The sequence below is a fragment of the Carboxylicivirga mesophila genome, assembly GCF_018271975.1.
Lineage (GTDB): Bacteria > Bacteroidota > Bacteroidia > Bacteroidales > Marinilabiliaceae > Carboxylicivirga > Carboxylicivirga mesophila.
This window is the reverse complement of the sequence record NZ_JAGUCN010000007.1, coordinates 182967-209495: the sequence shown is the minus strand read 5'-3', so window position 1 is coordinate 209495 and position 26529 is coordinate 182967. Positions and strand designations below refer to the sequence as shown.

The window sequence follows — 26529 nt, the reverse complement described above, 5'->3', positions numbered from 1 at the left end:
TATCCCCGGGTGGCACTGCGTTTACCCGGGGTTATTATTGTTGCAGACCTACGGCCTGCTATGTGCATCTTTCATAAAACCTTATGAGCTGTTAATTGAGACACGTCCAGGAGAACTTTCTCCTGAGCTGGTTGAGGAGGCATTAAATAGCTGGTTAATCCGGTGCAAATTACCTCCTACATGTATTAATTTACGCTTGCACCGGTTTTTTGGTTGGCGTGGTGTGTCCCGGGGTGTTGCTTCGCTTACCCCGGGCTATTATTGTGACAAGCCTACAACCTGCAGCTTCCATATTACCTTATAGCTGTCAATCAATGCCCCATTGTGGTGCCTGCGCAGGATTGAGAGGGATTTAAACACGCATAGCCCCCATCGTCTTTCAGTCACTTCCCCGATGGGAAGACAACTACATAGCTAATTTTATTTCAATTTATTAGACTTATAGGATTACACTAATTACTAGCTAATGAGCTTTTTGCTAAAGCCGAAGACGTCTCCAATAAGCTACAGCGAAGCGTTACTAACTTTTCTTTGTAAAAAAGGCAACAATGGCTGATGTGATGGCACCCATCATAACGGCACCTATCATGCTCTGTTTAATATACGAGCCAAGATTAAAGAAGGCTTCCATCTGCTCACGGTCCTTTCCTTCGCTTACCGAATACTCAATGATATTGGCAAAATAGTCGGGCGATAGGTACTCATGCGTCAGGTATTGCCCAATCGGACTGAGTAAAGAAACAATCACTGCTATAATAAGGCCACTGAGAAAGCCTTGCGACCAGGTCATTTTACCACCCAGCCACTTACGCTTATCGAGCAAGGCCAATACATAGATGATGATGGCCGGTATAGCAAAGAAGTTAGTCAGAAAGTAATGCTTATCAATACGTTCATCATGCAATCCGATGGATTTTTCGAAAACAGCCCATAACAAAACAGCTGCAAAAAAGATGATACCCCACTTAAGTTCAATAGCGATTTTCTTCATAATTATTTAATTAATATTTATGCCAAGACTGTAAGTTAGTTTCATAATCAAAAAAGGGATTTCATCCCTTTAACCCTGACTTACTTTTCTTTTCTTGATAAAAGAAAGTAAGCAAAGAAAATCAAGACTATGCCTGCTTCGCTATAAAAACAACATTTCTTATAACTAAATCGTTAAACTCAACCTCTCCTATCCTCGAGGTCTCAAACAGAAACGATTTTACGTCATAATAAACTGGTTTTCATGCTCACCAGCCAAGGTCTGTCGCGTAAAAAAGGCCTTGATAATATTGCCTATATGATATTATTATTCAATTTGTATAATGATGTAACAGATTGCTTTAGTGTTGGTTCAAAAAAGCCCCGGACTTCACATCCAGGGCTCTCACAGCTTGTTATAATATATTTTACAACTTCTCTATAATGCTGTTAAATGTAGTGCTTGGGCGCATTGCTTTAGCTGCCAGTTCAAATACAGGTGCATAATAACCACCCACATCCATCGCCTGACCCTGAGCGGCATTCAGCTCATCCACTATCACTGATTCATTCTCCGTCAGCGCTTTGGCTAAGGCTGTAAACTGTTCTTTTAGTTCCGCATCCTTATCCTGTGCTGCCAACGCCTGTGCCCAGTACATAGCCAGGTAGAAATGACTGCCACGGTTATCCAGTTCATTCACCTTACGAGAGGGCGACTTGCGGTTATCCAGCAGCAAACCGGTTGCTTCATCCAGTGTTTCGGCCAACACTTTTGCCTTAGTATTATCGCTGGTGTTGCTTAAATGCTCCAATGAAACAGCCAGGGCCAAAAACTCACCCAGTGAATCCCAACGCAAGTGACCTTCCTGCTCAAACTGCTGCACATGTTTAGGGGCTGATCCCCCTGCTCCGGTCTCAAATAAACCACCACCATTCATCAATGGCACAATTGACAGCATTTTGGCACTGGTGCCTACCTCCAGAATCGGAAATAAGTCAGTCAGATAGTCCCGTAACACATTACCTGTTACTGAAATAGTATCTTCCCCTTTAATAATGCGGTCTAATGAGAATTGCGTCGCATCCACCGGCGGCATAATATGTATCTCCAGACCGGTTGTATCATGGTCTGGCAAGTATTTATGTACCTTTTTAATCAGCTGGTTATCGTGAGCACGATCCTCATTCAACCAAAAAACAGCAGGTACACCGGTAGCTTTCGCCCTGTTAACAGCCAGCTTCACCCAATCCTGAATCGGGGCATCTTTTACCTGGCACATGCGCCAGATATCACCTTGCTCCACCTGATGCTCCATTAACACCTTGTCATCCTGATCAATCACGCGTACAATACCACTGGCCGGCAGCTGGAATGTTTTATCGTGCGAACCATATTCTTCGGCTTTCTGAGCCATCAGCCCCACATTGGAAACGCTGCCCATCGTTGCCGGATCAAAGGCGCCATGTTTCTTACAGAAATCAATAGTTGCCTGATAGACGCCAGCATAAGAACGATCAGGAATGGTAAACAACGTATCTTTTGGTTGCCCGTCTGGTCCCCACATCTGTCCCGATGTGCGAATAGCTGCCGGCATTGAGGCATCAATAATCACATCACTGGGCACATGAAGATTAGTGATACCCTTATCGGAGTTCACCATCGCCAGAGGAGGTCGTTTATCGTAACAAGCCTTAATGGCTGCTTCAATTTCTTCTTTCTGAGGTGCCGGTAATTTGGCCAGCTTAGCATGTAAGTCGCCCAGTCCATTATTGGCAGATATACCCAGTTCCTGAAATACAGCACCATACTTTTCAAACACTTCCTTGAAGAATACTTCCACCACCTGACCAAAAATAATCGGATCGGACACTTTCATCATGGTCGCCTTCAGGTGTACCGAGAACAGAACATCCTCATTTTTGGCACGTTCAATGGCTTCTTCCAGGAAGCTGCGTAAAGCTTTCTTACTCATGACCGAAGCATCAATAATCTCGCCATCCTGCAGTGCCACTTGTGGTTTCAAAACAGTTACTTCTCCGTTTTCAGCGGTAAATTCGATGCGTACATGACCTGCTTTCTCAGTGGTTACGGATTGCTCACTGCCAAAGAAATCGCCACCAGGCATGCTCACCACATTGGATTTGGAATTGGCACTCCAGGCGCCCATCGAATGTGGATTTTTCTTGGCATAGTTCTTAACAGCCCTTGGCGCACGTCTGTCGGAGTTACCTTCGCGTAATACCGGATTTACCGCACTACCCTTCACTTTGTCATAACGGGCCTTTATCGCTTCCTCTTCTGCATTCTGCGGCTCTTCTGGGTAATCAGGCAAAGCATATCCTTTACTTTGCAGCTCCTTAATAGCCGCTTGCATCTGCGGTATGGATGCACTGATGTTTGGCAGTTTAATAATATTAGCCTCAGGTGTTTTTGCTAATTCACCTAATTCGGCCAAAGCATCGCCAATTCGTTGCTCTTCCTTCAGAAAATCCGGAAAATTAGCGATGATACGTCCTGCTAATGAAATATCTCGTGTTTCAACTTCAACGCCTGCAGTCTTGGTATAGGCCTCTACAATAGGCAATAACGAGTAGGTAGCCAATGCTGGCGCTTCGTCCGTTTTGGTGTAAATGATCTTAGGGGTTTTTGTGCTCATTTTAATTACTTATTAAATGGATCATGCATTAAGTAACGTTTCATCCGTCAATGTGTTTAACCAACATAGAAGGATTCCATTTTACTGTTTTCAATTAAAGGTTTATTGTTAACACAAATCTACTGTATTTAATAAATTACCAGCTGATTTATCTCATGCTTCAACTGGTTTTTTGTCAGCCAAATTTGGATTTAAACCCTTATTTTTATTCCAGATCGAGGTTAAATTGCTTTCTGAACATCGCCAAAGCCGGATTCTTTTCGGCCATTGCTTTATACTTATCAGCTACCGTGAAGGCTTTTTGAGCAGTCTTATCCTCTTCCTGTGATATTTCAAGATTGAGACTTATACCGGCATTTTTCAGGTGTCGTCGTAAATAAGAAAGAATAGTACTACGCTCCTTATTTAATTCATGTTCCTGAGTGTTGTTACGCAGTTTGATAAGCAATGTGTTAGCCTGAAGCAACTGAGGCGGATGATTCTTATAAATGGTATGAATCCGCGGCTGGCTGTCGTACTGACGGGTGAATTTGCGCCATACTTCATTCAGCTTTTCCTGGTCAAATGATTCATTCCATGTAGGATCAATAGGTGCCTCCTCCTTTACTTCTTCCTTGTCGGATGTTTTAGCTGCGACTGGCTGTTGCACTTTTTGTGCCAGATTTTTAAGCGACACAGATTTAATGCCAGCTGCACTTCCTCCGTTCATGCCAGGAGGTGGCGGAATGGGTCTTGCTGCACTTTTACTGCCGGTTGTCTGCCGGGGAGATGATGTTGATTGGGGGACAGGCTGCACCTTACCTACCGTGATGATGGGTATTTCATCAGACGGCTCTACTTTTTTTTTTCGGTAACTATGCGTGCCAGACGAATGAGCGCAAACTCAATGTGCAAACGCTTATTTTTTGCGGCACGGTATTGTTGCTCACTGTCGTTGATAATCTTTAATGCTTCGTATAAAAAATCAACAGAACAGTTGGCTGCCTGCTGAACATATTTTTCCTTTGTAGTCTGGCCAACTTCAAGCAAGCCTGCGGTTGATGCATCACGACACATCAGCAAATCGCGCATATGACTGTTCAAACCGGCCATAAAATGCTGTGCATCGAAGCCCTTCAGTAAAATCTCATTGAAGGTCAGCAGTCCCTGCTTATAGTCTTCTGCCAGGAATGCATCCGTCAGCTTGAAATAGTAGTCATAATCCAGCACGTTAAGGTTATCAATTACCTGCTGATAACTGATTTGCTTACCTGAGAAAGCCACTATCTGATCAAAGATAGATAAGGCATCACGCATGGCGCCATCTGCTTTTTGGGCAATCACCGCCAGGCCTTCTTCTTCCACCTGTACACCTTCACTTTCCGACACATATTTTAAATGCCCTACAGCATCGGCTATGGTAATACGGTTGAAATCAAAAATCTGACACCTTGATAAAATTGTTGGCAGGATTTTATGCTTCTCAGTGGTTGCGAGTATAAATATGGCATGGCGCGGTGGCTCTTCCAGTGTTTTCAAAAACGCATTGAAAGCCGCCTGAGATAACATGTGCACCTCGTCAATGATATAAACAGAATAGCTGCCTAACTGAGGAGGAACGCGCACTTTGTCAATTAAACTCCGAATATCGTCCACCGAGTTATTACTCGCCGCATCCAGCTCATGGATATTGTAGGAGCGGTTATCGTTGAATGACTGACAGGATTCGCATTCGTTGCAAGCTTCAAAATCATCGGAAATATTGGAACAGTTAATGGTTTTGGCAAAAATACGCGCACAGGTGGTTTTACCCACACCTCGCGAGCCACAGAACAGATACGCATGCGCCAAATGATTGCTTTTAATGGCATTCTTTAGCGTGGTGGTAATGTTGCCCTGCCCTACTACCGAGCGAAACGTTGCCGGTCTGTATTTTCTAGCCGAAACAATGTATTCCATAATTATTAATCAGTAGTTTAAAAGTCAGAAAACAGTAGTTAAATCGCATAGGTCTTATGCCCTACCTTTCATCTTCAACCATTAACTATTTTAAGCAATATGAAATTGCGATGACAAATATATAATTTCTTTAAGGCCTTCCCAATTAGAATGCCGATAAGTTATTAACAAGCCTATCTATCATACAAAAGTAACCAGAACAATTCCCACGCACTCACCATTTAATCAAGGAGCACATCTTATTGGCATCATTTACTTCAAGATGCGATACTTAGATATACCATAAAAAAGTGCAAAGACTTACTGCTTTTCGCATTATCGCCTTTGCACTTAATCATGCATCAGATTCTATGAAAAAATGTGCAGATATGCTTATTAAAGCATATAGTTCTGTTTGTGTATTGATAGTTTATTTGAAGCTGATAACAAAACGGTTACTTTCATCATCGGAGCTGGCACCTAACCAAATATCAAACTCCCCCGGTTCTGTTATTTGTTTCCTGTTCTTATCCCTGAAGCTAAGCATTGCTTCATCAATGGTAAACTCAATGGTTTTTGTTTCTCCTTTCCGCAATACTACCTTCCTGAAATCTTTAAGCTCTTTTACAGGCCTTGTAAGCGATGCAACCCTGTCGCGGATATACAATTGGACGATTTCGGCCCCATCACAGTCACCGCTATTCACTATATCCGCTTTTAACTTCACGGCTTCGCCTTTTCCAAAGCTTTCGGCATTGAGCATGATATTAGTGTATTCAAAAGAGGTATAGCTTAGGCCATGACCAAATGGATAAAGTGGCGTATTATCCACATCAATATAAGACGATTTATAGTCAGATGGAGCTTTGGCATCAAAGGGGCGCCCGGTGTTTTTAGCATTGTAATAGATAGGAATCTGTCCCACGTTACGCGGGAAGGTCATCACCAGTTTAGCCGAAGGATTAACCTTACCCGACAGCACATCAGCCACTGCATGGCCTGCCATTAATCCCGGATACCAGGCTTCCACAATGGCATCTACATGCTCTGCTTCCCATGACAGGTCTAGGGGTCTGCCATTAAACAGCACAAGTATAATTGGCTTACCCGTTTGCTTTAAAGCCTTAAGCAGTTCGCGCTGATTACCGGGTAAAGTGATGTCGGTACGACAAGCTGCTTCTCCCGACCAATGGAAATTCTCGCCCATGGCTACCAGGATAATATCACTGGCTTTCGCCACCTTAACTGCCTCTGCAAATCCGCGCTCAGCATCCTGATTATCTTTTTCAGCCTTCATGGTGCTACGATCAAGTAAAGGCAGTTCAGTACCTTCAGCATAGGCGAATTGTACCTTGGAGTCCTTATACCTGGCCTCCAGCCCCTCACGTAATGTCACCGATTGACTTCTGTCACCTTTGATAGCCCATTCCCCGTTTAAGCTTTCACGCTCATCAACAAATGGTCCAATCAACGCCACTTTCTTGGCAATTTCTGTTGAAAGAGGCAACACCTTGCCTTCATTTTTAAGCAGTACGATGGATTGTTGCGCAGCCAGCAGAGCTAATGACTGGTTGGCTTCACTCATCACTACTTGTTTTTGCCTTTCAGCATCAAAATAGCGATAGGGATCATCGAACAGTCCCAGCAGAAATTTCATCTCCAAAATACGTGATACAGCTACATCAATCTGTTTTTCACTCACTTTACCTTCTTCCACTAATTCTTTGAGATGCGTTACAAAGGCTTCGCTAATCATGTCCATATCAATGCCTGCATCAAGGCTTAATTGGGCACCCTGCTTCAGATCCCTTGCAAAACCATGATGCATCAGCTCCATAATGGCAGTGTAATCAGTTACTACCATTCCTTTAAATCCCCATGCATCTCTTAAGACATCCTTATATAAATAGTTATTGGCTGTACAGGGCACTCCATTTAAATCATTAAAAGCTGTCATAAAAGAGGTAACCCCTTCATCAATGGCTGCTTCAAATGGAGGGAAATAAGTATCATAAAGGCTTTGCTCAGACACATCAACGGAGTGATAATCACGACCACCCTGTGCAGCACCATAACCAACGAAATGTTTGGCACAGGCCATCATGGTATTGGGTTTCGACAGGTCACGGTAATTACTGATGCCCTGAAAACCCCTTACACGGGCCCGAGCCACTTGAGTAGCCAGAAATACATCTTCACCAGCGCCTTCCATCACACGGCCCCAACGCGGGTCACGAGCAATATCAATCATGGGAGCAAAATTCCAGGCCACACCGCTTGCTGTGGCTTCTTCGGCTGCTGCCCTGGCCGTTTGTTCCATCAGCTCCAGATCCCATGAGCAGGCCTCTGCCAAAGGAATGGGAAAGGTGGTTTCCAGTCCGTGAATGACATCAGCTGCAAAGAGCATAGGTATCTTCAGTCGCGAATATTTAAGGTTTTGCTCCTGTAGCATGCGCAGGTGATCCGCTCCAAACACATTGAAGGTACTGCCGATCATTCCTTTTTTGAGGTATTTGCCCGATTGGTTATCACTGACAGCACCTGTTGAAGCAAAATTACCCGAGTATTGGTTCATCTGACCTATTTTCTCATCCAGGGTCATTAGGCTCAACACTGAATCTACTTTGTATTCTATGACAGGATCACCACTATAGCTTTGCCACTGACTCGAATGCTTTTCTGTACTGCAGGCAAACACTAATGACAATATTATAGATAAGCCTATTAGTTTATTCATTTTGTACATGTTTATATTTTAAGGTTTGCGATTTCTATTTGTCTTAAGTAATTCAATCTTCATTTATATTAGGTTATTGAATGGTCAACCCCTTACTTCTCATTCTGATATCAGAGATATTATCAGTCTTTAGCTATCACTTTCAATTAACAGTGAGAGCAAAGTCTTTATTTCATTGTAAATCTGGCATCCAGCAATTTTTCAGAATGTGTTCCTACCATAACCTTAAAGCTTCCCGGCTCCCATACATACTCATTGCTAATATTGTGAAACATCAAGTCTTCAACGGTCAGATGAAAAGAAACAGATTTGGATTCACCAGGTTGCAAGCTTATTTTTTTGAACTTTTTTAGTTCTTTTAGAGGTCTGGCCACAGAGCTTATTTCATCCTGAATGTATAGTTGTACGATTTCATCAGCAGCATATTTACCTGTGTTTTTGACCTGTACCCTGACCTCTATTCTCTCGTCGGCCGATATAACCCTCTTCGATAAAGTCAGGTTTGAATAGTCGAACGATGTATAGCTAAGGCCGTAACCAAAAGGATAAAGTGGCGAATTATCCACTGCTAAATACCCATGTTTAGGTTTGAACAGTGCATTGTAATATTGTGGCAAATGGCCAACACTGCGCGGAAAAGTAAGGGTTAATTTGCCCGAAGGAACAACTTCGCCTGTTAAAATATTAGCTACGGCTTCACCGGTTTTTTCGCCCAGGTACCAACACTCCAGTATGGCATCTGCTGACTCATCAATCGCATTGATGGTTAGCGGCCGGCCATTAATTAAACATACGACAACTGGTTTGCCTGTTGCTTTGATAGCCTCAAACAATTGGTTTTGATTACCAAATAAATCCAGTGAGCTGCGGTACCCCAAAAACTCACCACAGGTCATAGCTGTTCCGCCTAAAGCCAATATTACCATGTCGGCCTGTTGGGCAACTTCAACAGCCTCATTAATTCGTTCTAAATCTTCAGTTTGATCGACACTATCAACTTTAAAATCGAGCCAATAGCCATGATTCTGATGTATTTTGCAGCCCTCAGCATAGTGTATCTCCATCTCATCGCCTAGTTTATCCATAAGGCCATCATAAATCGAAATCCCTCTTGCTTCATCACGATGAGAATAGCCACCAAAACGACACACCCGGGCATTTGGACCAATCACGGCCAGCGTCTTTATCTTATTTTTATTCAAAGGCAGCATCTCACGCTCATTTTTAAGTAATACAACTGATTTTTCAGCAGCTTCTAAGGCTAAATCCTGTTGTCTCTTCGTATGACATACTTTATCAGCATGCTTTGGATCAACGTAAGGACGTTCAAAAAGTCCAAGTTTAAATTTCATCCTAAGAACCCGGGCAACAGCCGTGTCTAAAGCCAAAGCTAGTGTACTGTTGGTCTCACATAAGCTCTTAAGATTACGGAAACAGTTAGGGCTTGCCAATTCAAGGTCAACACCCGCCATTAGTGCTTTGGCAGCCGCATCTGCAGTTGATGAAGCCAAACGATGGTCGTTTTTAATACCATCTATGCCCCCATAATCTGAAACAACATAACCTTTAAAATTCCATTCATCACGTAATATTTCAGTCAACAACCAATGATTGGCATGACTCGGCACTCCATCAACAGCATGATAACCTGGCATGACACTTAAGGCCCCTGCATCTTCAACGGCTACTTTAAAAGGAGGAAGAACGACCTCTCTCATGGCTCTCTCTCCATAGTTGACAGTACCTTTATTTGTGGCTCTTTCCGATACCCCATAACCGGCAAAATGTTTGATTGTGGCAATAACATGTTCACTGTCAATACCATTTTTTGCTACATGCTCTTTCGTGCCCTGAAGTCCTTCAACAATGGCCTTTGCGAAGCAAGATATTAGATATGGATCCTCACCATAGGATTCTTCAATACGACCCCAACGCGGATCGCGGCACACATCAAGCATTGGTGTATTCACCTGGTGACTGCCCCTGCTGCGGGTTTCTATAGCAACTTGTTCAAATATTTCCTTTACCAGTTCAGGTTCCCAGCTACATGATAAACCTAATGCCTGCGGATATACTGTAGAATTTCTTGCCCATAACCCATGTAACGCCTCTTCATGAAAAATCGTCGGAATGCCTAATCTTCCTTTTTCAATTATATATTTCTGTATTTCATTGGATATTTCGGCCGTTTGTTTGGCATCCAGATCAAAAGCCACACAAGGTTTGCCAAGTTGCCCTAACCCCTTTTCTATTAATGACTGATGTGATACCTGTGGGTTGAATTGTCCCAATGAATCCATATCATTTTTGCTTAAAACACTTGCTGATATCTGTAGTAACTTTTCCTCTATGGTCATGCGACTTAACAAATCGGAAATCCGTTCTTCAACAGGTACTGATGCATCTTTATATAAAGGTTTATCTTCAGCTTTCAACCTTAAGTTACAAGCTATTAATAAGAACGTGTATAATAAGATTTTTTTCATAATCGTATCGGTTTATTGATTTACTACTGTTTTGTTTGATATACCTCAGTCGTTCTTGGTTCCATGGTTGTATTATCATGATCATTATAGGTGATGAACTTTTTAAGCAGTCGTTCTATAAGATGCTGGTGCTCAGTCTCAGCTATAAGATTAATTGCCTGTGCCAGATCTAACTCCAGGTTATACAGTTCAGTTGCTTCCTGATCCCTGTTGACCAGCAACACCCAGTTTCCTTCCCTGATGGCTCCTTCATAGGCATATCCCGCCTGGTAAATAATAAAAGGATGAAGCGGTTTATCATTTTCTTTAGTATCAAGTAGTATGGGAAGTAATGAAGTGCAATCCATCGCCTGATCTTCTTCCATGGGTTGATTGGTTATCTCGTACATGGTGGCCACCCAATCTTGTGTCAATACCGGTTCATCAGATACAGAGCCTGATTTGATTTGCCCGGGCCAGCTGATGATGAATGGCACCCGGTGGCCTCCTTCGTAAACAGATGCTTTATACCCTCGTAAAGGTCCGTTATTATCATGCTCAGGATTGCCAAAATCACATACTCCCGGCCATAAAGCCCCGTTATCACTCGTAAAGAAAACGATTGTGTTTTCGTATATACCCTCCTGCTTCAATTTGTCAATCAGGTGGCCAACCTGCACATCCAACTCATATACGAAATCACCGGTAGCGCCACCTGTAATGCCTTTTACCTGCTCATTGAGCTCATCGTCATCCCCATCAAAATCATTGGGAGGCGTGTGCGGCACATGAATGGCCTGTGATGCAAAATAGATCAGGAAGGGCTTAGCTTCATTACTTTGCTTATTCAACAGAATATGCTCATCAATAAACGCTTTGGCTTTGTTAATCATCATGATGCCAGTCTGGCTGGAATTATAATCGACATCCCCTATTCCTGCGTGTTTTTGATGCTCCACAATCTCTGATGTGCCATTTTCCATTTCATAGCGACCATTATTCCATAAATGGGTTGAGCTGTTATCCGCCGGTTTATCCGGGTCAAAAGGTGCGAAATGTCCATTTTCGAAGAAGGCAAAGGGTTCGTGCTGTATCCCGCTAGGTAATGAATAAGAATAATCAAAACCATACTCGTTGATGGAGTTGTGTACCCCTTGCGCAAAGTCCATTTTACAGATATCATTTTGCTCCCTAATAAGTTGACCTTCCTTATCCCTGATGTCGCCTCCTAGGTGTGATTTACCAAAGAATGCCGTTCTGTAGCCGGCCTTTTGTAATATTTCAGCGACTGTCACCTTTCTTCCTGCCTTGGTATGTTGATAAGGATCAGAAAAGATGGATGGGCTATTGGTATTCCAGGCACCGCCTGCACTATACGAACGGTAAGGATAGCTGCCGGTCAGCATGCTAAAGCGCGATGGCGCACAAAGAGCAGCCGGAGAATGGGCATCGGTGAAGCGAATTCCATTAGCTGCTAATGCATCAAGGTGGGGTGTCGGAATTTTTCCGCCATAGCATCCCAAATCACCATAACCAATGTCATCAGCCAGGATAAACACCACATTAGGTAATGCAGGTTCATTCGTTTGTGATTGGCAAGCCCCCATTAAAAGCCCCAGAACTAACCATATTAAACCCTTATTATTCAGCAATTGTATGCTCATGACTAAGTTTTTTAATTTTATATAATGCATTGGTAATCTCTTCGTTCTTCATAAAGAGGTTCCACAACAGGCCACTACGGTAGTTTTCAATCATCACCGCGACCGGTGCCTGGTTAAGTCCCATGTAAATCTTTGCACACCAGTTTTCCTGAAGATTCACTGCATCTTTAAAGCCATACTCACCCCAGAGGTAACGACCATGCTCCCTGTACATGTTTTTAAGGGCAGCCATCGACTGTTCAGGCGTATAAGGGAATGAAGCCAAAGCCCCCGTAGGTGCCAGTGTACCATTATCGTTCTCAATATTTGGCTCAATGGCTCTATAGCCCCAGGGGCCGTCGCTGGCAGTTAATCCCCAAAAATCAGGACCAAAACCCCGGTGATTTTTTGGATTTTCGGAGCAATAGCGCCAGTTGATTAAAGCGATGTTGCGGTTATTCTCAAAGTAGTTAGTATAACAATCATCAACGAAATGCGGATTGAGTCCAAGGAAAGAGTAATGAATAAAAAACAATGGTCCGCCGTTGGACACCCCAACCGGTAGTTGAATACCATGGTAATAGTGGCCATTCGTATAATTGGCCCCATCATCTGTTTGGCCCCAGTCCTTGCGATATTCGGCCGCTTTTTGAGACTGACTGGCCCATCCTTTGTAATACATGCTGGCTGGCACCGGATGAGTTGGTGATGCAATGGCCAACAGGTAGGTTATCAGGGTTTCGTTCCATCCTATGAGCTGATGATCGATTAACCATCCTTTATCAGGCGACCAGTGCCAGGTTAAAAAATCGCCCTTCTTGTGCTGATCATACCAATCCCACTCTACAGCTTCCCACAGTTGGGTGATTATCTTTCGAATTTCCTTTTCCCGAGTATTTTTTTCATCGAAATAGCTTCGAGCAGTGAGCAAGCCCTGAAACAAGAAGGATGTTTCCACCAAATCGCCTCCGTTATCGCGCTCACCAAAAAAGGGCTCTGCTTTACCACTTGGGCCATCGATAAAGTGTGATACAGCACCATGAAATGTATCACAACCTTTCAGGAAATGACATATTTTAAGCAGCCGCTCAGCTGCCTGTTCACGGGATATAAAACCACGCTCGGTACCAACAATAATGGCCATGATTCCGAAGCCGGAAGCACCTGTTGCAATCATATCTTTCCGTCCTGGTATATTCTCTAGAGCCAATCCACTGTTGGCCTCAGCACCTTTCCAATAATACCGGAAGGAAGCTTCCTGAACCATATCCAATAGTTCTTCATCAGAGAAGGAACGGGTTGAAACATTGACTGTGTTTGAAAAATCCGATTCCTGATAGTTGTCGTCCAGTAAGGTCATTTTGTATGCGTAAGTTTTACCACTCTCGCCAGTGAAATCGGTATAGATACCGTACCAAGGTGCCTGAATACCAACTGGCTTAAATCCCAAATTATCATCAGAACGATAGACCTTGACATATTTGGCACCAACTACAGCCGATGCATCCCAATGAATATCAACATGTCGTTCAAATGCTTTAGCTGTCATCTCTGGAGTCTTTGCTACCTTATTTGCCTGAACAGGCGTAATTAACTCCAGTTGGTCAATAAATATCAGCGCTTGTCCCTGCTGTGTGCTATTCGAAAAAATAATACTATTTGGAAGTTGCTTAAAAGGTGCAAAAGCAGATAAAGGAATTTTTACCCAAGTCCAGCCTGCTTTATCTTCCCCGTTTAGATAATTACCAATCGCTACCTTTGCGGAGCGAATTTCAGAATGCAAAGCACCGGTTCTGCGTTCTTTCTCCTGATAACACAGTTGCACCTGCGGCAATAACTCATTACTTGTGTCTCCGGTAAATAGCCAGAAAGTCAAATAAGTAGCCTCTTTGAAATAATCCTGTCCACGCAGCTGTTCAAACTCTACTGCAGCCTCCCAGGAGCCATTACCGTTGCTGTAATTCAGCTCTAATGAATTGGGTGGCGTAAAACAATGCGTTTCAGATACTGGTAATTTATGCCTGATATTCCTGATATAACTACCTTTCTCATAGCTGACATGCGAAAAGAAGTAAGGCCCTGATAGGCTGCTGTTTTCAAAAAAAGTATAGTCATACTGCCTTTCCTGGCCTGTTAAGCTCAGGTAAAAAAGAGTGATGAGCAAAAGTGTTATGGAGTACTTCATTGTATAGTGTTTTTCTCAATTGATTCAATCAAGCTCTTTCTACTGCTGAGGTGCCAAGCCCTTCTCCCACTCTTCAAATAGCTGTTTCAGTTCTGTTACTTTCATTGGTGTATCATTATAAAGGTTTCGGCGCTCTCCTTTATCAATAGCCATGTTAAAGAGCATGGTATCAGTTGTGGCGTTTTTATCCTCTACCACCAGTTTCCAGTCACCGTGTCTGATGGCCATGTCCTTGCCACGTCTCCAGTACAAGGTTTCATGAGGCCGTTCTTCCGTACTTTTTTCACCTTTTACATAAGGCAAAAGATCAACGCCATCGAACTGGTATTTAGATATCTTTTTCAGCTTGATAAATGACGCGATGGTTGGCAACACATCCAGATTAATCACCGGATAATCATAACGTGAACCCGGCTTAATTTGTCCCGGCCACTTAATGATGTATGGCACCCGGATACCACCTTCCAGGCAATCTCCTTTCCAGCCACGAAATGGACCTGTTGAAGACATATTGCCCATCTGTCCTTGTGGTGAGCCATTATCGCTGATGAAGAACACAATGGTATTGTCCGATAAGCCCTGTTTATCCAACTCATCAATTACTTTACCAACACCATCGTCCATGGCCAATACCATGCCAGCAAACAGGCGACGCTGTCGGCTTTTGATATGTGATACACGCTGGATATATTTATCCGGCACCTCCCATGGGAAATGCACGGCATTATAAGCCAGGTACAGACAGAATGGTTCACCTGTTTTTGATGGATGATTACGCGTTATAAAATCAATAGCCTCATCGGTAAATACCTCCGTAGTATACCCTTCGTAGTCCACCATTTCGTTATTGCGGAAGATGGGCCAGTATTCTCGAATGCGCGTAAATTTCTTTTCGGCTTTATAAAACGAATGAGATCCATTTAAAAAGCCATAGAACTCATCCCAGCCTCGTGCGTTAGGTCGAAGTGCTTCATCGGCTCCAAGGTGCCATTTACCAATCACTCCTGAATAGTAGCCCGCCTGTTTAAGAATGTCCGGCAGCATTTGTTGCTGCTTAAATAGCTCAACATTCGGATCCTCATCCCTGGAGTTTTGCCCGTTGGTAAAGCGCTGCTGATAAACACCTGTTAGCAGGCCACAGCGTGATGGCGAACAAATGGAAGACGAAACATATGCCTGGGTAAAGTAAACGCCACTCGCCGCCAGGGCATCAATATTTGGTGTTAATATATCATCAACGCCATGGTAGCCCACATCGCCCCAGCCCATGTCATCTGCGTAAATAATGACAATATTCGGTTTGTTTTGCGCCTGAAGAAGAAAGGAGCAAAAAACAAAGTATAGTAAAATGGTCTTATTTTTCATGTACTTGATTACTGGTTGTCAATGATCATTGATGGGTTTGATTACTCAAATTCATTTGGTAATGTCAGTGTAGCTGATTGTTCCATTCCCTTCCTTTAAGCGGTGCATAGCACCTTGCTTGAAGGTACTATGCACTCTGCCTGATTAGTTTTATGAATAAGGGAACAGTAAGTTCTAGAATCCTTTACCTGTCTTGACAATTTTGCGACTTATCTGTTGTCCATTGTATTGACAGCTTAGTATATATATTCCTGCCGGCAGCGATTGTGTATCAACACCTCCGTTTAAGGAGTTTTGATTAGCTTTTAAAATCGGTACACCGTTGATGTTATATATCATCACATCACTTTCTATCATGCCAGCATTTTTAAAATATAGAGTGCTTTCAACAGGTAATGGATAAACAAGGAAATCAGCTTGTTTTTCTGCATCCTGACTAATGGAAGTACTTATGCCCTGTCGCGGCTCTGGATCGTTGCTCATGATTATTTCATCCACATACATTACCTGCTCTATGCCGTCAGCAATAAAATCGGGCTGCAAAATCACTTTGTTTACGCTTGCATTATGTGCACCAAAGTCAAACACCAGGTCTTCCCATTGCCCCGTTACGGTTTGCGGACTCATGCTCTCCTGTACCATGGTTGCACTGCCCTCAAACTTTACTTTTACCGGCGTAATCCGTTCTTTATACACCATCATGTGAACATACCGCAATTGGCAGTTAAATTCATTAACAGGTCCCCACACACCGGCCCAGTTAGTGGTATTACCAGATAAGCGCTGAATCTTCAGTACATTGTTACTAGTGTTAATACCGGTCTTATCAGGATTACTTGTTATCTCAAATGGCAGCTGGCCCAATTCTCTGAAATCACCTGTTTTAGTGTCAAAGTCGCAAATAATGTAGCTATACTCAGGCATCATCAGTGAAAAAGCATCACTGCTTGCCGATAATTCATTCTGGCTGTTCACGGCTACCACATACAGCTCATATGAGCCGTTACTTTGCAGATTAGTTAAAGCAATGGTATTGGTATTTACCTCCTGATAAAGTTCTCCATCCATGTAAACTCGATAGGCTACAGCCTCCGACACAGGGTTCCAGCTAAACGTGGCAGTATTATTGGTAATATCGGTAGCAGAAAGTCCAACTGGTATAGTTTCCGAAAAGGGTGCACCCCTTGGTGTCGGGTCATCGCTAAACCATATATCATCGATGTACACAACCGTTTCTGACCCCACCACAAAGTCAGGCTGAATATTGATTTTTACAACGGCATTGTAGAAGTCCAGATCAAAAACCAGATCCTGCCACTCACCAACATTTGTGTATTGATTTATATTTAAGCTGGTAACACCGGTGTTGTTGTCTCCCTCGACTTTGAAACGTACGGGTGAAGTTCGTTCCTTAAGCACTTTCATGTGCACATAGCGGTATTTCTTCTGAAAACGTGGTACACTGGCCCATCCGCCCGACCAGTCCTGGGCCTGATCGGCTACTGTCACCTTCAGCACATTAGCACTGGTATTGATACCTGAAGGATTCGGATTTGCCGCATATTCGCAAGTACCTCCACCCATATTATTAAAAAAGAGCTTGACAACTTTTTCAAAATCTTCATCGGCATGCTTCACATAATCACCAACACTTGGCTGCCAGCCCCATTGCGGGTCCATTACGCCACTCTCCCATTCATCAAACCCGGCTTTTAACTCAGCAGCCTTCTCAGGCATCGTTGCATAAAGATCATTCTCCGAACTAATATCTTCTGATATTTTGAATAACATAGGATCGGCCGTATCCCCGTTATTAACCAACTTATAATCTGCATCTCTGACTGCCCATTTTGTGGCATTAATACGCCAGAAAATCTGCTCATGAGGGTTAGTTGAATTTAGCCCTGAGATAAATGGCAGCAAATCAACGCCATCCAGGTCCGGATAATTACTCAAATCCTCACCGGCTGCCGCCAAAGCTGTAGGAATAATATCAAGTGCTGTAACTGCTTTATCATATGACATTCCCAAATATGCGCTTCCGGGCCATTTAATGGCAAAAGGAATACGAATACCACCTTCATATACGGTGCCTTTTTCGCCTTTGTAAGGGGCATTGTATGAGAAATTGCCGGAAGGAATCCCTCCATTATCACTCAGGAAGAACACCAGGGTATTCTCATCAAGGTTCAGTTCATTTAATTTAGCCAAAATCTTTCCGATGTTAAGGTCCATAGAATGCTGCATGGCGCATAGCAAACGTCGCCCTTCCGGTTCAATATGAGCATACAAATCAATCAGTTCCTGTGGTGCCTGTAAAGGACCATGTACAGCATTAAACGCTATATACATCATGAATGGATTGTCCTGATTTCTGATAATAAAATCATTAGCTTCCCTGGCAATGGCATCAGTCAGATAATCAGGTTCATTATCAACCGGAACCGTGCCTCGCAATAACGTTTCTTTATCATTACTCCCCGGAAAATAGCTGGATGCACCACCTAAAAATCCAAAAAACTCATCAAATCCCCTGTTGGTAGGCAAAAGAGCATCACTTTCTTCTCCTCCCACATGCCATTTACCAATACATGATGTAGTGTAGCCCAAAGGTTTTAAATATTCGGCAATCGTTTTCTGAGTTGTGGGAATACCCGGAATAACGTTTGGTGCAGCCCTGAAGGGGCCCGGATTATCATCAAAGCCGAAACGTTGCTGGTATACACCGGTCAGTAACCCGGCCCTTGATGGTCCGCAAACAGGAGCCGTAACATAGCCGGCTGTGAACTTCACGCCATTATTCACCAATGCGTCGATATTGGGTGTGGCTATTTCACTTTGCTGATTGTTATAACCCACGTCGGCATTGCCAAGATCGTCGGCCAGTATGATGATGATATTGGGTTTTTGCTGACTAAATAATACGGATGTCAAACCCAGTAAAAGTACTAATAATATACCTAGTTTATTTCGCATAGCTTAGTTCTTAATGTTATTGATATTGTAAGTTCCACAGTAGTCTGGTTGCCAGCCCCACTGAGCCGGTAACATCTGATCAGACATGTCTGTGTAGATATCCAGCAGTTCCTTTACTTTATCTGGGAATTGCTGACTTAGATTGGTTTGTTCGCTTATATCGGAGGCGAGGTTATAGAGCTCCCAATCGGACTGATCACGATGCTTCACCAGCTTCCAGTCGCCTTTGCGTACAGCGTGGTGCCATAAAAATCGCCAGTAAAGAAATTGATGAGGCTCACCTTGTTTTTCACCTTTCAGGTACGGCAGCAGATTAACACCATCGAGAAACCACTCCCCGCTGACACTTGCACCTGTTGCAGCAATGGCAGTAGGTAAAATATCCAGTGCAATCACCGGATGATTCACCACATGATTGGCAGTCAGCACCCCTTTCCATTGCATGCAAAACGGCACCCTGATACCACCTTCATAGATACTTCCTTTGCACGCCCGTAAGGGTGTGTTATCGGCTCGTTCACACTCTCCTCCGTTATCACTGTAGAAGAATATCAGTGTTTCCTCTTCAATCCCCTTGTTTTTCAGGGTAGTCATGATCTTACCTACATTTTCGTCCATACAGTTGATCATTGCCAGAAATGTTTGACGCTTTTCATCCTTCACATCGCTGAACTTGCTTTTGTATTCATCAGGTACTTCAAATGGGCCGTGCGGTGCGTTGAATGGCACGTATAATAAAAAGGGCTTATTACGATCTGCATTCCGCTCAATAAACAAACAAGCTTCGCGCCCAAAGGCATTGGTCAGGTATTCATCTTCCGACTCCACAGGCCTTAAGCCATTTAGCAGCTTACCCTGGCTATTGTCATTTATATAATAGCCGCTGGCTCCATCAATAAAGCCAAAGAACTTATCAAATCCTCTTGCAGAAGGGTTACGCAGCGGCACATTCTCTTCGTGCCACTTACCTATCAGGGCTGTATTGTATCCCAACTCTTTAAAATACTCTCCCATGGTGGTCTCCCTTAATGGAATACCCGGGATGGTTTCTTCTGTTCGTCTGAATGGACCGGGATTATCTTCAAAGCCGAAACGATTCTGGTAGCGGCCGGTTAATAATCCAGCCCTGCTTGGTCCGCATACCGGGCATGTTGTATAGGCATCGGTGAAACGAATTCCATTGGCAGCAATAGCATCAATATTGGGTGTTGCATTGGCATCGCTGCCCATATAACCTACATCGTTGTAACCCAGATCATCGGCCAGAATAACAATGATATTGGGACGCTTGCCAGGAGTTTGTGCTTTCGCCATGCCCAGATTCATCAGTAATCCGAGCATAAGGCAGCCAACAAACCCTTGCCATTGTTTTGTGTATAAATGCATGGTAGTTGATTTAAGGATGATAGTCTGTAATACATCCTCCAGTGACACATGGCCACTGAAGGATGATTCATTCTCTATTCAATACTAAAACCTAATAAGTTGAGACCTCTGTTGACATCCTCATTGGCCATAAATAACTTCCACAATAATCCGCTTCGGTGATTTTCAATCATCACAGGTATCGGACCCTGATCAATAGCCAGGTAGTGAGGTTTGTACCAAGAAGCTGTTTGACTGTAGGCATCATAAGGCCCATAAATACCCACCAGTGAATCTGCCTCAGTGTACAGGTACTTCAGGAATTCCATTGATTCAGCAGGTGTGTATGGAAATGAACTTAATGCTGCCGTTGGCGAGATAACGCCCAAATCAGCATCTCCCGGGTGGTGCCCTGCATACCCCTTCATTGAATAGCTGGATGTTAGACCCCACTGCTTGCTGCCGTACCCCTTATAACCTTTCGGATTATCGACACAATAGCGGTGGTGAATTTTGGCGTGGTTGGTGGTTAATTCCCAATAATCGGCATAGGTATCTTTTAACCCTTTGGGGTTAAGTCCAAGGTACGAATAATGCGCCCAAAACAGCGGTCCTATAGGATCATCACTATGCTCGTAATAATTCAGTACAGTGGGTAAGTCGTAATAAACGGTGTCATTGGCGATATTGCCGTTAACTGTCCACCCTTTGTGATATACCGCTGGTTTAATTGGATGGGTAGGTGATGAAGCCGCCAGGATGTACATAATCAGGCACTCATTATAGCCGCCAACAGCAAAATTCATGTCCCACCCGTAATTAGGTGACCAGTGCCAGTAAAGCACACCTTCACCACCTTTGGTGTACCAGTCCCACTCCACTTCGTGCCACAGCTGATTAATATCGGCCGCCAACTGTTGCTCCTCCTGCGTTCCTTCCTTAAAATATTCGGCTACTGTCAACAGTCCTTGTACCATAAAAGCTGTTTCAACCAAATCGCCGCCATCATCTTTTTTACTGAAGGGCGCCACTTTTCCTGTTTCTCCATCCAGCCAGTGAGGCCAGGCGCCATGAAAACGATCAGCCTGCTTAAGGAAACTGACGATTTTCTGGTAACGTTCCAAGGCTTCCTGACGGGTAATAAATCCTCTCTCGATACCAACCAGGATGGCCATAACACCAAACCCTGAACCGCCCAGTGTAACAATTCGTGAATCGTTCTTCGGATAATCGCCATCTGTGTGAATGCGTTCGCAGGCCATACCGCTGTTTGGTTCGGCTCCGTCCCAAAAATACTGGAATGTTTGATATTGAACCGTATCCAACAATTGCTCGTCGGTCCAATTCTTGTCCGAAACGGTTGTCGTTTGAGTGCTTTTATGCCCACAGCTAAGTAATGCTATCAGCATAATTAACAGATATATTGATTTCATTAGATTTTGAATAATTGGTTATTGTATTAATTGGTAAATCCCAAAAGATTCATCGCGCTTTGTACTTCGGGGGCTGACATAAACAAATCCCATAATAAACCAGTGCGGTGGTTCTCAATCATGATGACAATCGGTCCCTGATCAATGCCAATGTTGGAAGTGGCATACCACTCATCCTGAATGCTGAAAGCATCATAAAAGCCATATGGTCCCCAGAGACGATCGCCCAGGCGATAGTAAAAATGCTTCAGCGCCTCCATGGATTCAACAGGTGTAAAAGGGAAAGATGACAAAGCAGCTGTTGGCGTAATAACACCCCTGTCGTTGGTTGGTGAATGTGCTGAATAGCCTTCGTAACCATCGCTGGCCGTTAACCCCCAGCAATCTTTGCTATAGCCAACATATCCTTTAGGATTTCTTACACAATGCTCCCTGTTGATCAGGGTATGATTGACCACTTGCTCCCAATAGCTTTCACCATGACTACCAACTAAATTATGAGGATCAATTCCCAGAAAAGTATACTGCTCAAAAAACAGCGGCCCACCATAATTATGCCCCATCGGAAGCGTAATACCGTAATATTCGTTTCCATTTAAGAAGTTACCCGATCGGGTCCAGCCTTCTTCATATACTTCTTTAGGTATAGCATGGCTAGTAGATGTAGCAGCCATAAAATAGGTAATCATGGCCTCATTCCAACCACTTATTTTCATGTTTTTATCCCAACCATAGTTAGGCGACCAATGCCAGTACAACTGGTTTTGCCCCCCCTGACGGTACCAATCCCATTCAATACCATCCAAAATGGTATTAATTTTATCAATTAAGCTTTTCTCACTGGCTTCCATTTCGTTAAGATATTGACGAACAGTCATTAGCCCCATGGCAACAAATGATGTCTCCACCAAGTCACCGCCATCATCTTTTTGACTAAATGGCTTGGCCTTACCAGTCTCACCATGTAACCAGTGAGACCAGGCTCCATGAAAACGTTCTGCCTTATCACCCAGAAAGTTGATCATCGTCGATAAACGTTCAACTCCTTCGGAACGGGTAATAAACCCGCGCTCAATTCCTACTGGTATGGTCATCAGTCCAAATCCGCTGGCTCCTGAAGCAACTGTGTGGCCCGATGTATTACGCTCTCGTGATAAACCACTAACCGGATGACCAAAATCCCAGAAATACTTAAAGGTTTGTTGCTGAACCAGAGTTAATAATTCCTCGTCACTTAATTCGGGAAATTTATAGGTGGAATCTAACAATGTGAATAGGTGATTTGAAAAACCACCAAAATTAGCCCCATCAACACTTTCAAGGTTTCTTGATATTTTAAAACTGTATTTACTCAGATAGCTCAGGTTAGATGTGGCCGATACTTTTACTGTTTGATCATTATTGGCATATGCAAATGATAAAGCGGGTACATTTAATCCAGTTAAACTAACGGCACTTTCAAGCGTACTTCGTTTAACCGGTTCTGTAAAATTCAGCTCCATTTCAAGTGTTAGCGGCACATTGGGAACAATGTCCAGGTTTAACACCTCTGATTCATTGACAATCAGACTTTCAAGCTGTAAAGCTCCGGCAACGGTCTTAAATGTAAACTCCACAGCACCAATATTACTACCTGCTTTACTTCTTAATTCATTGGTTATTTGTAAAGTATAAACAGTGAAGTTTTCAAGCTTATTCTGCGGAACCAGATTGATCGTTTTGTCTTCAGCAGCCAAACTGGTATTAACAGCAACTGTTTGACTATTATCAAGTAACCTTACTCCCTCATTAAGTGACTCCTGGTCAATTGGTTCAGAAAAAATCAACCTGATAATAGGATTCACATTCACATCCTGAACTATTCCTGCATTAATGTCTATCTCATCTGAATTGATATAGATTTTATTAAGCATCAGTGGCGCAGCCGGATCGTCTTTTTTGCATGACAGGACCAACAGCCCTAGAAGCAGTATTATATAGTGTACTCGGATCATCATAAATATGTTTTATAAAAGAATGCCGGGAAAGCATAATTTATTATGCTTTCCTCTGGTCATTTATACCTATCTTATTAATAAGTCAAAGACCATCGGCATCCTTTATCTGTTTATTATACTTGCGTATAGTGCCTTTATTCCTCAGCAGCTATAATGGCCTTGATTTCATCCTGACTAAGCGCCTTTTGGAATATACGTAATTCATCGTACTGACTTAAATCCTCGGCATGGCCCCAACCACTGAAATAAGGACCACCTGAAGCGATGTAAAGGTCTTCGCAATTATCCAGGCTCATTGGACCAGTCAAAGCACCCTCAGAAACCACCTCGCCATTGATATAAACGGCTGCCGATGATTCGGATATGGTTATGGCAATATGCACCCAATCAGTTGTCTGCGGATTAACAGTAGCCGCAGCACCACCATCAAACCATTGATCTCCCGAGCCATTGCCTACATTCAGCTTGATGATCTGAGCGTCATCACCTCCTTCGCGGAATAGTCTGAATCCAGCCACGCGGTTATTATTACTGCCCGATGGGCTGGCAGATAAGATACCTGAACGGCCCTGCTGTGCAATATTGTACCAGAATGTAGCACTCATTTCGGTGCCCGACAATACATCAGCCACAGGAAATGAAAGACTGGCACCTTCAGCTCCCTGGTAAGCAGCTCCAATAACACCATTGGCTTCGAAACCTGGGAAACCGATTATGTTGGCGCTATTAACCGATTTATGATCCAGAAAGTGATTTTGAAAGCTCATATAAAAAGTTTCGCCATATAATGGTTCAAAATCACCCATCTCAACCACACTGAAGTTGACAATATCAGATGTAACATTCTTTCCTGTTTTATCTTCAACTTTTATTTGCAAAGTATATGCACCTTCGGTAAGAGCTAATACATGTCCATTTATTGGGGCATATCTGCGATAATCCGTGAATTCATTTATAAAATCCAGTTCCTCCCCATCAATCAGAAAAGATACATTATCTAATTCAATATCATCAATCGCCTCAAGGAAAACAGGTATCCCTGCGCCTGTCGGAACAATCAATTGCTTATTCTCCTGAGGAGAACTAATTGATATTGTCGGAGCTAATTCATCAGAACCAGGATCTACTTTTGATATATCATCAATAAATCCGTCTTTACAGGCATTAAACACAACTATTAATGCCAATAATATTATTTTAGTGTATATTTTCATTTTTCCAAGTTTAGTTTAATTACTTAGTATTGGCATATTCTCTAAGGTTCGGCAATTGATCTAACTGAGCCAAAGGATATGGGAGGAATACTTTATCTGCCGTGAATTGACGAACTCCGTCAGACTCATCATAACGGTCACCATAGCTTAATTCATCATACTTAGCATACCTGACCATATCATAATAGCGTGAACCACATTCCATAGCTAATTCGGCAAATTTTTCGTCTAACACTTCCTGAAGGCCAACGCCACTGATATCGTTTAAGCCTGCACGTCTGCGTACCTCATTTACAGCCATGTCGGCTGACATGGTTGAACTTGTAGCGCCTTGTACCAATGCTTCGGCATGAATTAGCAATATTTCAGCATAGCGTAATAATGTATAGTTTTTACCGGTTCCATAATTAGTACGTCCAGAGGTTAACTGATCAGATGGTAAATAATGCTTTCCACTGCCAAAGATAGCCCTGGCGTAATCGTTAATGATATCACCCGAAGGTGTAGTATTCGAAATCCATGCCGGTAAATCAGCATACCCAGGATCTTCTGTTATCTTATTAATCCCGTTATTGGTAAATAGTACACTGGTTTGTAGACGAGAGGTTTCTCCTCTATCCAACATAAACTTCACCCATTTTAAGCTTGGCTCATAAAACCCCCATCCACTTTTAGCTCCTTCCACTTTAGGTGTCCAGTTTTGAGTTCCATAAAAAGCGTACAAGTATGTTTCTGCAGGGCCGGTACTTTCGCCATAATCTGAGAATTGTAATTCCAATAAGTTTTCTGAAGATAATTCTCCGTCTTTTTTAAACAACTCATAAAAATCACTATAGAGCGCAAATTTTCTTGATTTGATTATTTCAGATGTGGCATCTGCAACAGTCTGAAAGTTCTTCATTTCCAGGTTGACCATCGCTTTAATAGCTAAGGCTGTATATTTAGTAATACCACCGGGAACATCGCTACGATCGCCAGGGAGCATGTCTGGTAAATATGGCAGAGCTTCATCCATCAAATCAGAAATGTATTGCATCACTTCGTTATAAGTGGATACTTCTCCAACCAACATATCCTCAGGGCTACCTGATTCAGGGATAATAATATCGCCCCATGTTAGTGCCAGGTTACGCAATAACCAGCCTTTCATCACCATGGTTTCAGCAATATACTGATCAGCATTAGGATTACCAGAATGCTCACGGTATAAACCGATCTGTTCAACAGCATCAAACATGCGGAATATGGTGGTATATTCTACTTTCCACAATGAATTATACATCCAATAGTTATTATCATAGACATAGCGGTCAGTCATAAAAAATGGTTGCTGGTCACCATATCCACCTGCGTTGACATCATCGCCTCTCACAGATAAGAGAGGTATACCTTCCCAGCCGCGACCATTGTAAAACTCAGCATAAGCTCCGTATAAGGGTAGTATCATATCCTGTGCAATGGTATAATCAACATCAGATGCCGGCACTCTATTTTCTAATGGTTCATCCAATAAGTCATGGCAAGAGGCAACAGCAAAGGTCATCAATACCAATGCCAGTGTTTTTGCTATATAATTGTTAATGATTTTCATATCCTTCTGATTATG

15 protein-coding genes are annotated in these 26529 nt (G+C 43.0%); all 15 read right to left on the bottom strand.

The genetic code is table 11. The features are described from left to right. Nucleotides 1–520: 520 nt before the first annotated feature. The 15 genes from KEM09_RS08260 to KEM09_RS08190 all read right to left on the bottom strand — a co-directional run bounded on the left by KEM09_RS08260 (nucleotide 521) and on the right by KEM09_RS08190 (nucleotide 26514). Complete coding sequence (locus KEM09_RS08260; protein ID WP_212227510.1) at nucleotides 521–991, bottom strand: DUF4199 domain-containing protein; 471 nt, start codon at nucleotides 989–991, stop codon at nucleotides 521–523. Between the two features lie 406 nt (nucleotides 992–1397). Continuing rightward, the gene (locus KEM09_RS08255) at nucleotides 1398–3626 is read right to left on the bottom strand and encodes an NADP-dependent isocitrate dehydrogenase (protein ID WP_212227509.1); all 2229 of its coding nucleotides are present in this window, start codon (nucleotides 3624–3626) and stop codon (nucleotides 1398–1400) included. 205 nt (nucleotides 3627–3831) lie between these two features. Beyond that, nucleotides 3832–4335 (bottom strand): hypothetical protein, encoded by a 504-nt coding sequence (locus KEM09_RS21935; RefSeq protein WP_244824913.1) that lies wholly within the window; start codon nucleotides 4333–4335, stop codon nucleotides 3832–3834. Between the two features lie 125 nt (nucleotides 4336–4460). Further along, nucleotides 4461–5564, bottom strand: a complete 1104-nt coding sequence (locus tag KEM09_RS08245) for a DNA polymerase III subunit gamma/tau (RefSeq protein WP_212227508.1) — start codon at nucleotides 5562–5564, stop codon at nucleotides 4461–4463. Between the two features lie 409 nt (nucleotides 5565–5973). Continuing rightward, a complete protein-coding gene (gene bglX / locus KEM09_RS08240) occupies nucleotides 5974–8280 on the bottom strand; it encodes a beta-glucosidase BglX (protein ID WP_244824912.1) in 2307 nt (768 codons plus the stop codon). A gap of 167 nt (nucleotides 8281–8447) precedes the next feature. Then, entirely contained in the window at nucleotides 8448–10766 is a 2319-nt protein-coding gene (locus KEM09_RS08235) for a glycoside hydrolase family 3 N-terminal domain-containing protein (protein WP_212227506.1), read from the bottom strand. Nucleotides 10767–10789: 23 nt separating this feature from the next. Further along, a complete protein-coding gene (locus tag KEM09_RS08230; RefSeq protein ID WP_212227504.1) occupies nucleotides 10790–12409 on the bottom strand; it encodes a sulfatase family protein in 1620 nt (539 codons plus the stop codon). Continuing rightward, complete coding sequence (locus tag KEM09_RS08225) at nucleotides 12387–14573, bottom strand: glucoamylase family protein (RefSeq protein ID WP_212227502.1); 2187 nt, start codon at nucleotides 14571–14573, stop codon at nucleotides 12387–12389. Before KEM09_RS08225 ends, KEM09_RS08230 begins: the two co-directional genes overlap by 23 nt. Nucleotides 14574–14612: 39 nt before the next feature. Beyond that, the gene (locus tag KEM09_RS08220) at nucleotides 14613–15938 is read right to left on the bottom strand and encodes a sulfatase family protein (protein ID WP_212227501.1); all 1326 of its coding nucleotides are present in this window, start codon (nucleotides 15936–15938) and stop codon (nucleotides 14613–14615) included. A gap of 174 nt (nucleotides 15939–16112) precedes the next feature. Then, nucleotides 16113–18914, bottom strand: coding sequence for a sulfatase-like hydrolase/transferase (locus KEM09_RS08215; RefSeq protein WP_212227500.1), 2802 nt, complete (start codon nucleotides 18912–18914; stop codon nucleotides 16113–16115). A gap of 3 nt (nucleotides 18915–18917) precedes the next feature. Continuing rightward, nucleotides 18918–20300, bottom strand: a complete 1383-nt coding sequence (locus tag KEM09_RS08210; protein WP_212227499.1) for a sulfatase — start codon at nucleotides 20298–20300, stop codon at nucleotides 18918–18920. A 74-nt stretch (nucleotides 20301–20374) separates the two neighbouring features. Then, nucleotides 20375–21712, bottom strand: a complete 1338-nt coding sequence (locus KEM09_RS08205; protein ID WP_212227498.1) for a glucoamylase family protein — start codon at nucleotides 21710–21712, stop codon at nucleotides 20375–20377. A gap of 26 nt (nucleotides 21713–21738) precedes the next feature. Beyond that, nucleotides 21739–23709: a glucoamylase family protein gene (locus KEM09_RS08200; RefSeq protein ID WP_212227497.1), complete on the bottom strand. Its 1971-nt coding sequence runs from the start codon at nucleotides 23707–23709 to the stop codon at nucleotides 21739–21741. Between the two features lie 134 nt (nucleotides 23710–23843). After that, nucleotides 23844–24923, bottom strand: a complete 1080-nt coding sequence (locus KEM09_RS08195) for a LamG domain-containing protein (RefSeq protein WP_212227496.1) — start codon at nucleotides 24921–24923, stop codon at nucleotides 23844–23846. A gap of 19 nt (nucleotides 24924–24942) precedes the next feature. Beyond that, nucleotides 24943–26514, bottom strand: coding sequence for a RagB/SusD family nutrient uptake outer membrane protein (locus KEM09_RS08190; protein ID WP_212227495.1), 1572 nt, complete (start codon nucleotides 26512–26514; stop codon nucleotides 24943–24945). Nucleotides 26515–26529 lie beyond the last annotated feature (15 nt).

Coding starts and splice junctions, on each gene's coding strand:
- KEM09_RS08225 (WP_212227502.1), bottom strand. CDS start 14,573: ATGAAGTACTCCATAACACTTTTGCTCATCACTCTTTTTTACCTGAGC.
- KEM09_RS08255 (WP_212227509.1), bottom strand. CDS start 3,626: ATGAGCACAAAAACCCCTAAGATCATTTACACCAAAACGGACGAAGCG.
- KEM09_RS08195 (WP_212227496.1), bottom strand. CDS start 24,923: ATGAAAATATACACTAAAATAATATTATTGGCATTAATAGTTGTGTTT.
- KEM09_RS08230 (WP_212227504.1), bottom strand. CDS start 12,409: ATGAGCATACAATTGCTGAATAATAAGGGTTTAATATGGTTAGTTCTG.
- KEM09_RS08235 (WP_212227506.1), bottom strand. CDS start 10,766: ATGAAAAAAATCTTATTATACACGTTCTTATTAATAGCTTGTAACTTA.
- KEM09_RS08245 (WP_212227508.1), bottom strand. CDS start 5,564: ATGGAATACATTGTTTCGGCTAGAAAATACAGACCGGCAACGTTTCGC.
- KEM09_RS08190 (WP_212227495.1), bottom strand. CDS start 26,514: ATGAAAATCATTAACAATTATATAGCAAAAACACTGGCATTGGTATTG.
- KEM09_RS08200 (WP_212227497.1), bottom strand. CDS start 23,709: ATGATGATCCGAGTACACTATATAATACTGCTTCTAGGGCTGTTGGTC.
- KEM09_RS08260 (WP_212227510.1), bottom strand. CDS start 991: ATGAAGAAAATCGCTATTGAACTTAAGTGGGGTATCATCTTTTTTGCA.
- KEM09_RS08210 (WP_212227499.1), bottom strand. CDS start 20,300: ATGCATTTATACACAAAACAATGGCAAGGGTTTGTTGGCTGCCTTATG.
- KEM09_RS08205 (WP_212227498.1), bottom strand. CDS start 21,712: ATGAAATCAATATATCTGTTAATTATGCTGATAGCATTACTTAGCTGT.
- KEM09_RS21935 (WP_244824913.1), bottom strand. CDS start 4,335: ATGAACGGAGGAAGTGCAGCTGGCATTAAATCTGTGTCGCTTAAAAAT.
- KEM09_RS08215 (WP_212227500.1), bottom strand. CDS start 18,914: ATGCGAAATAAACTAGGTATATTATTAGTACTTTTACTGGGTTTGACA.
- bglX (WP_244824912.1), bottom strand. CDS start 8,280: ATGAATAAACTAATAGGCTTATCTATAATATTGTCATTAGTGTTTGCC.
- KEM09_RS08220 (WP_212227501.1), bottom strand. CDS start 15,938: ATGAAAAATAAGACCATTTTACTATACTTTGTTTTTTGCTCCTTTCTT.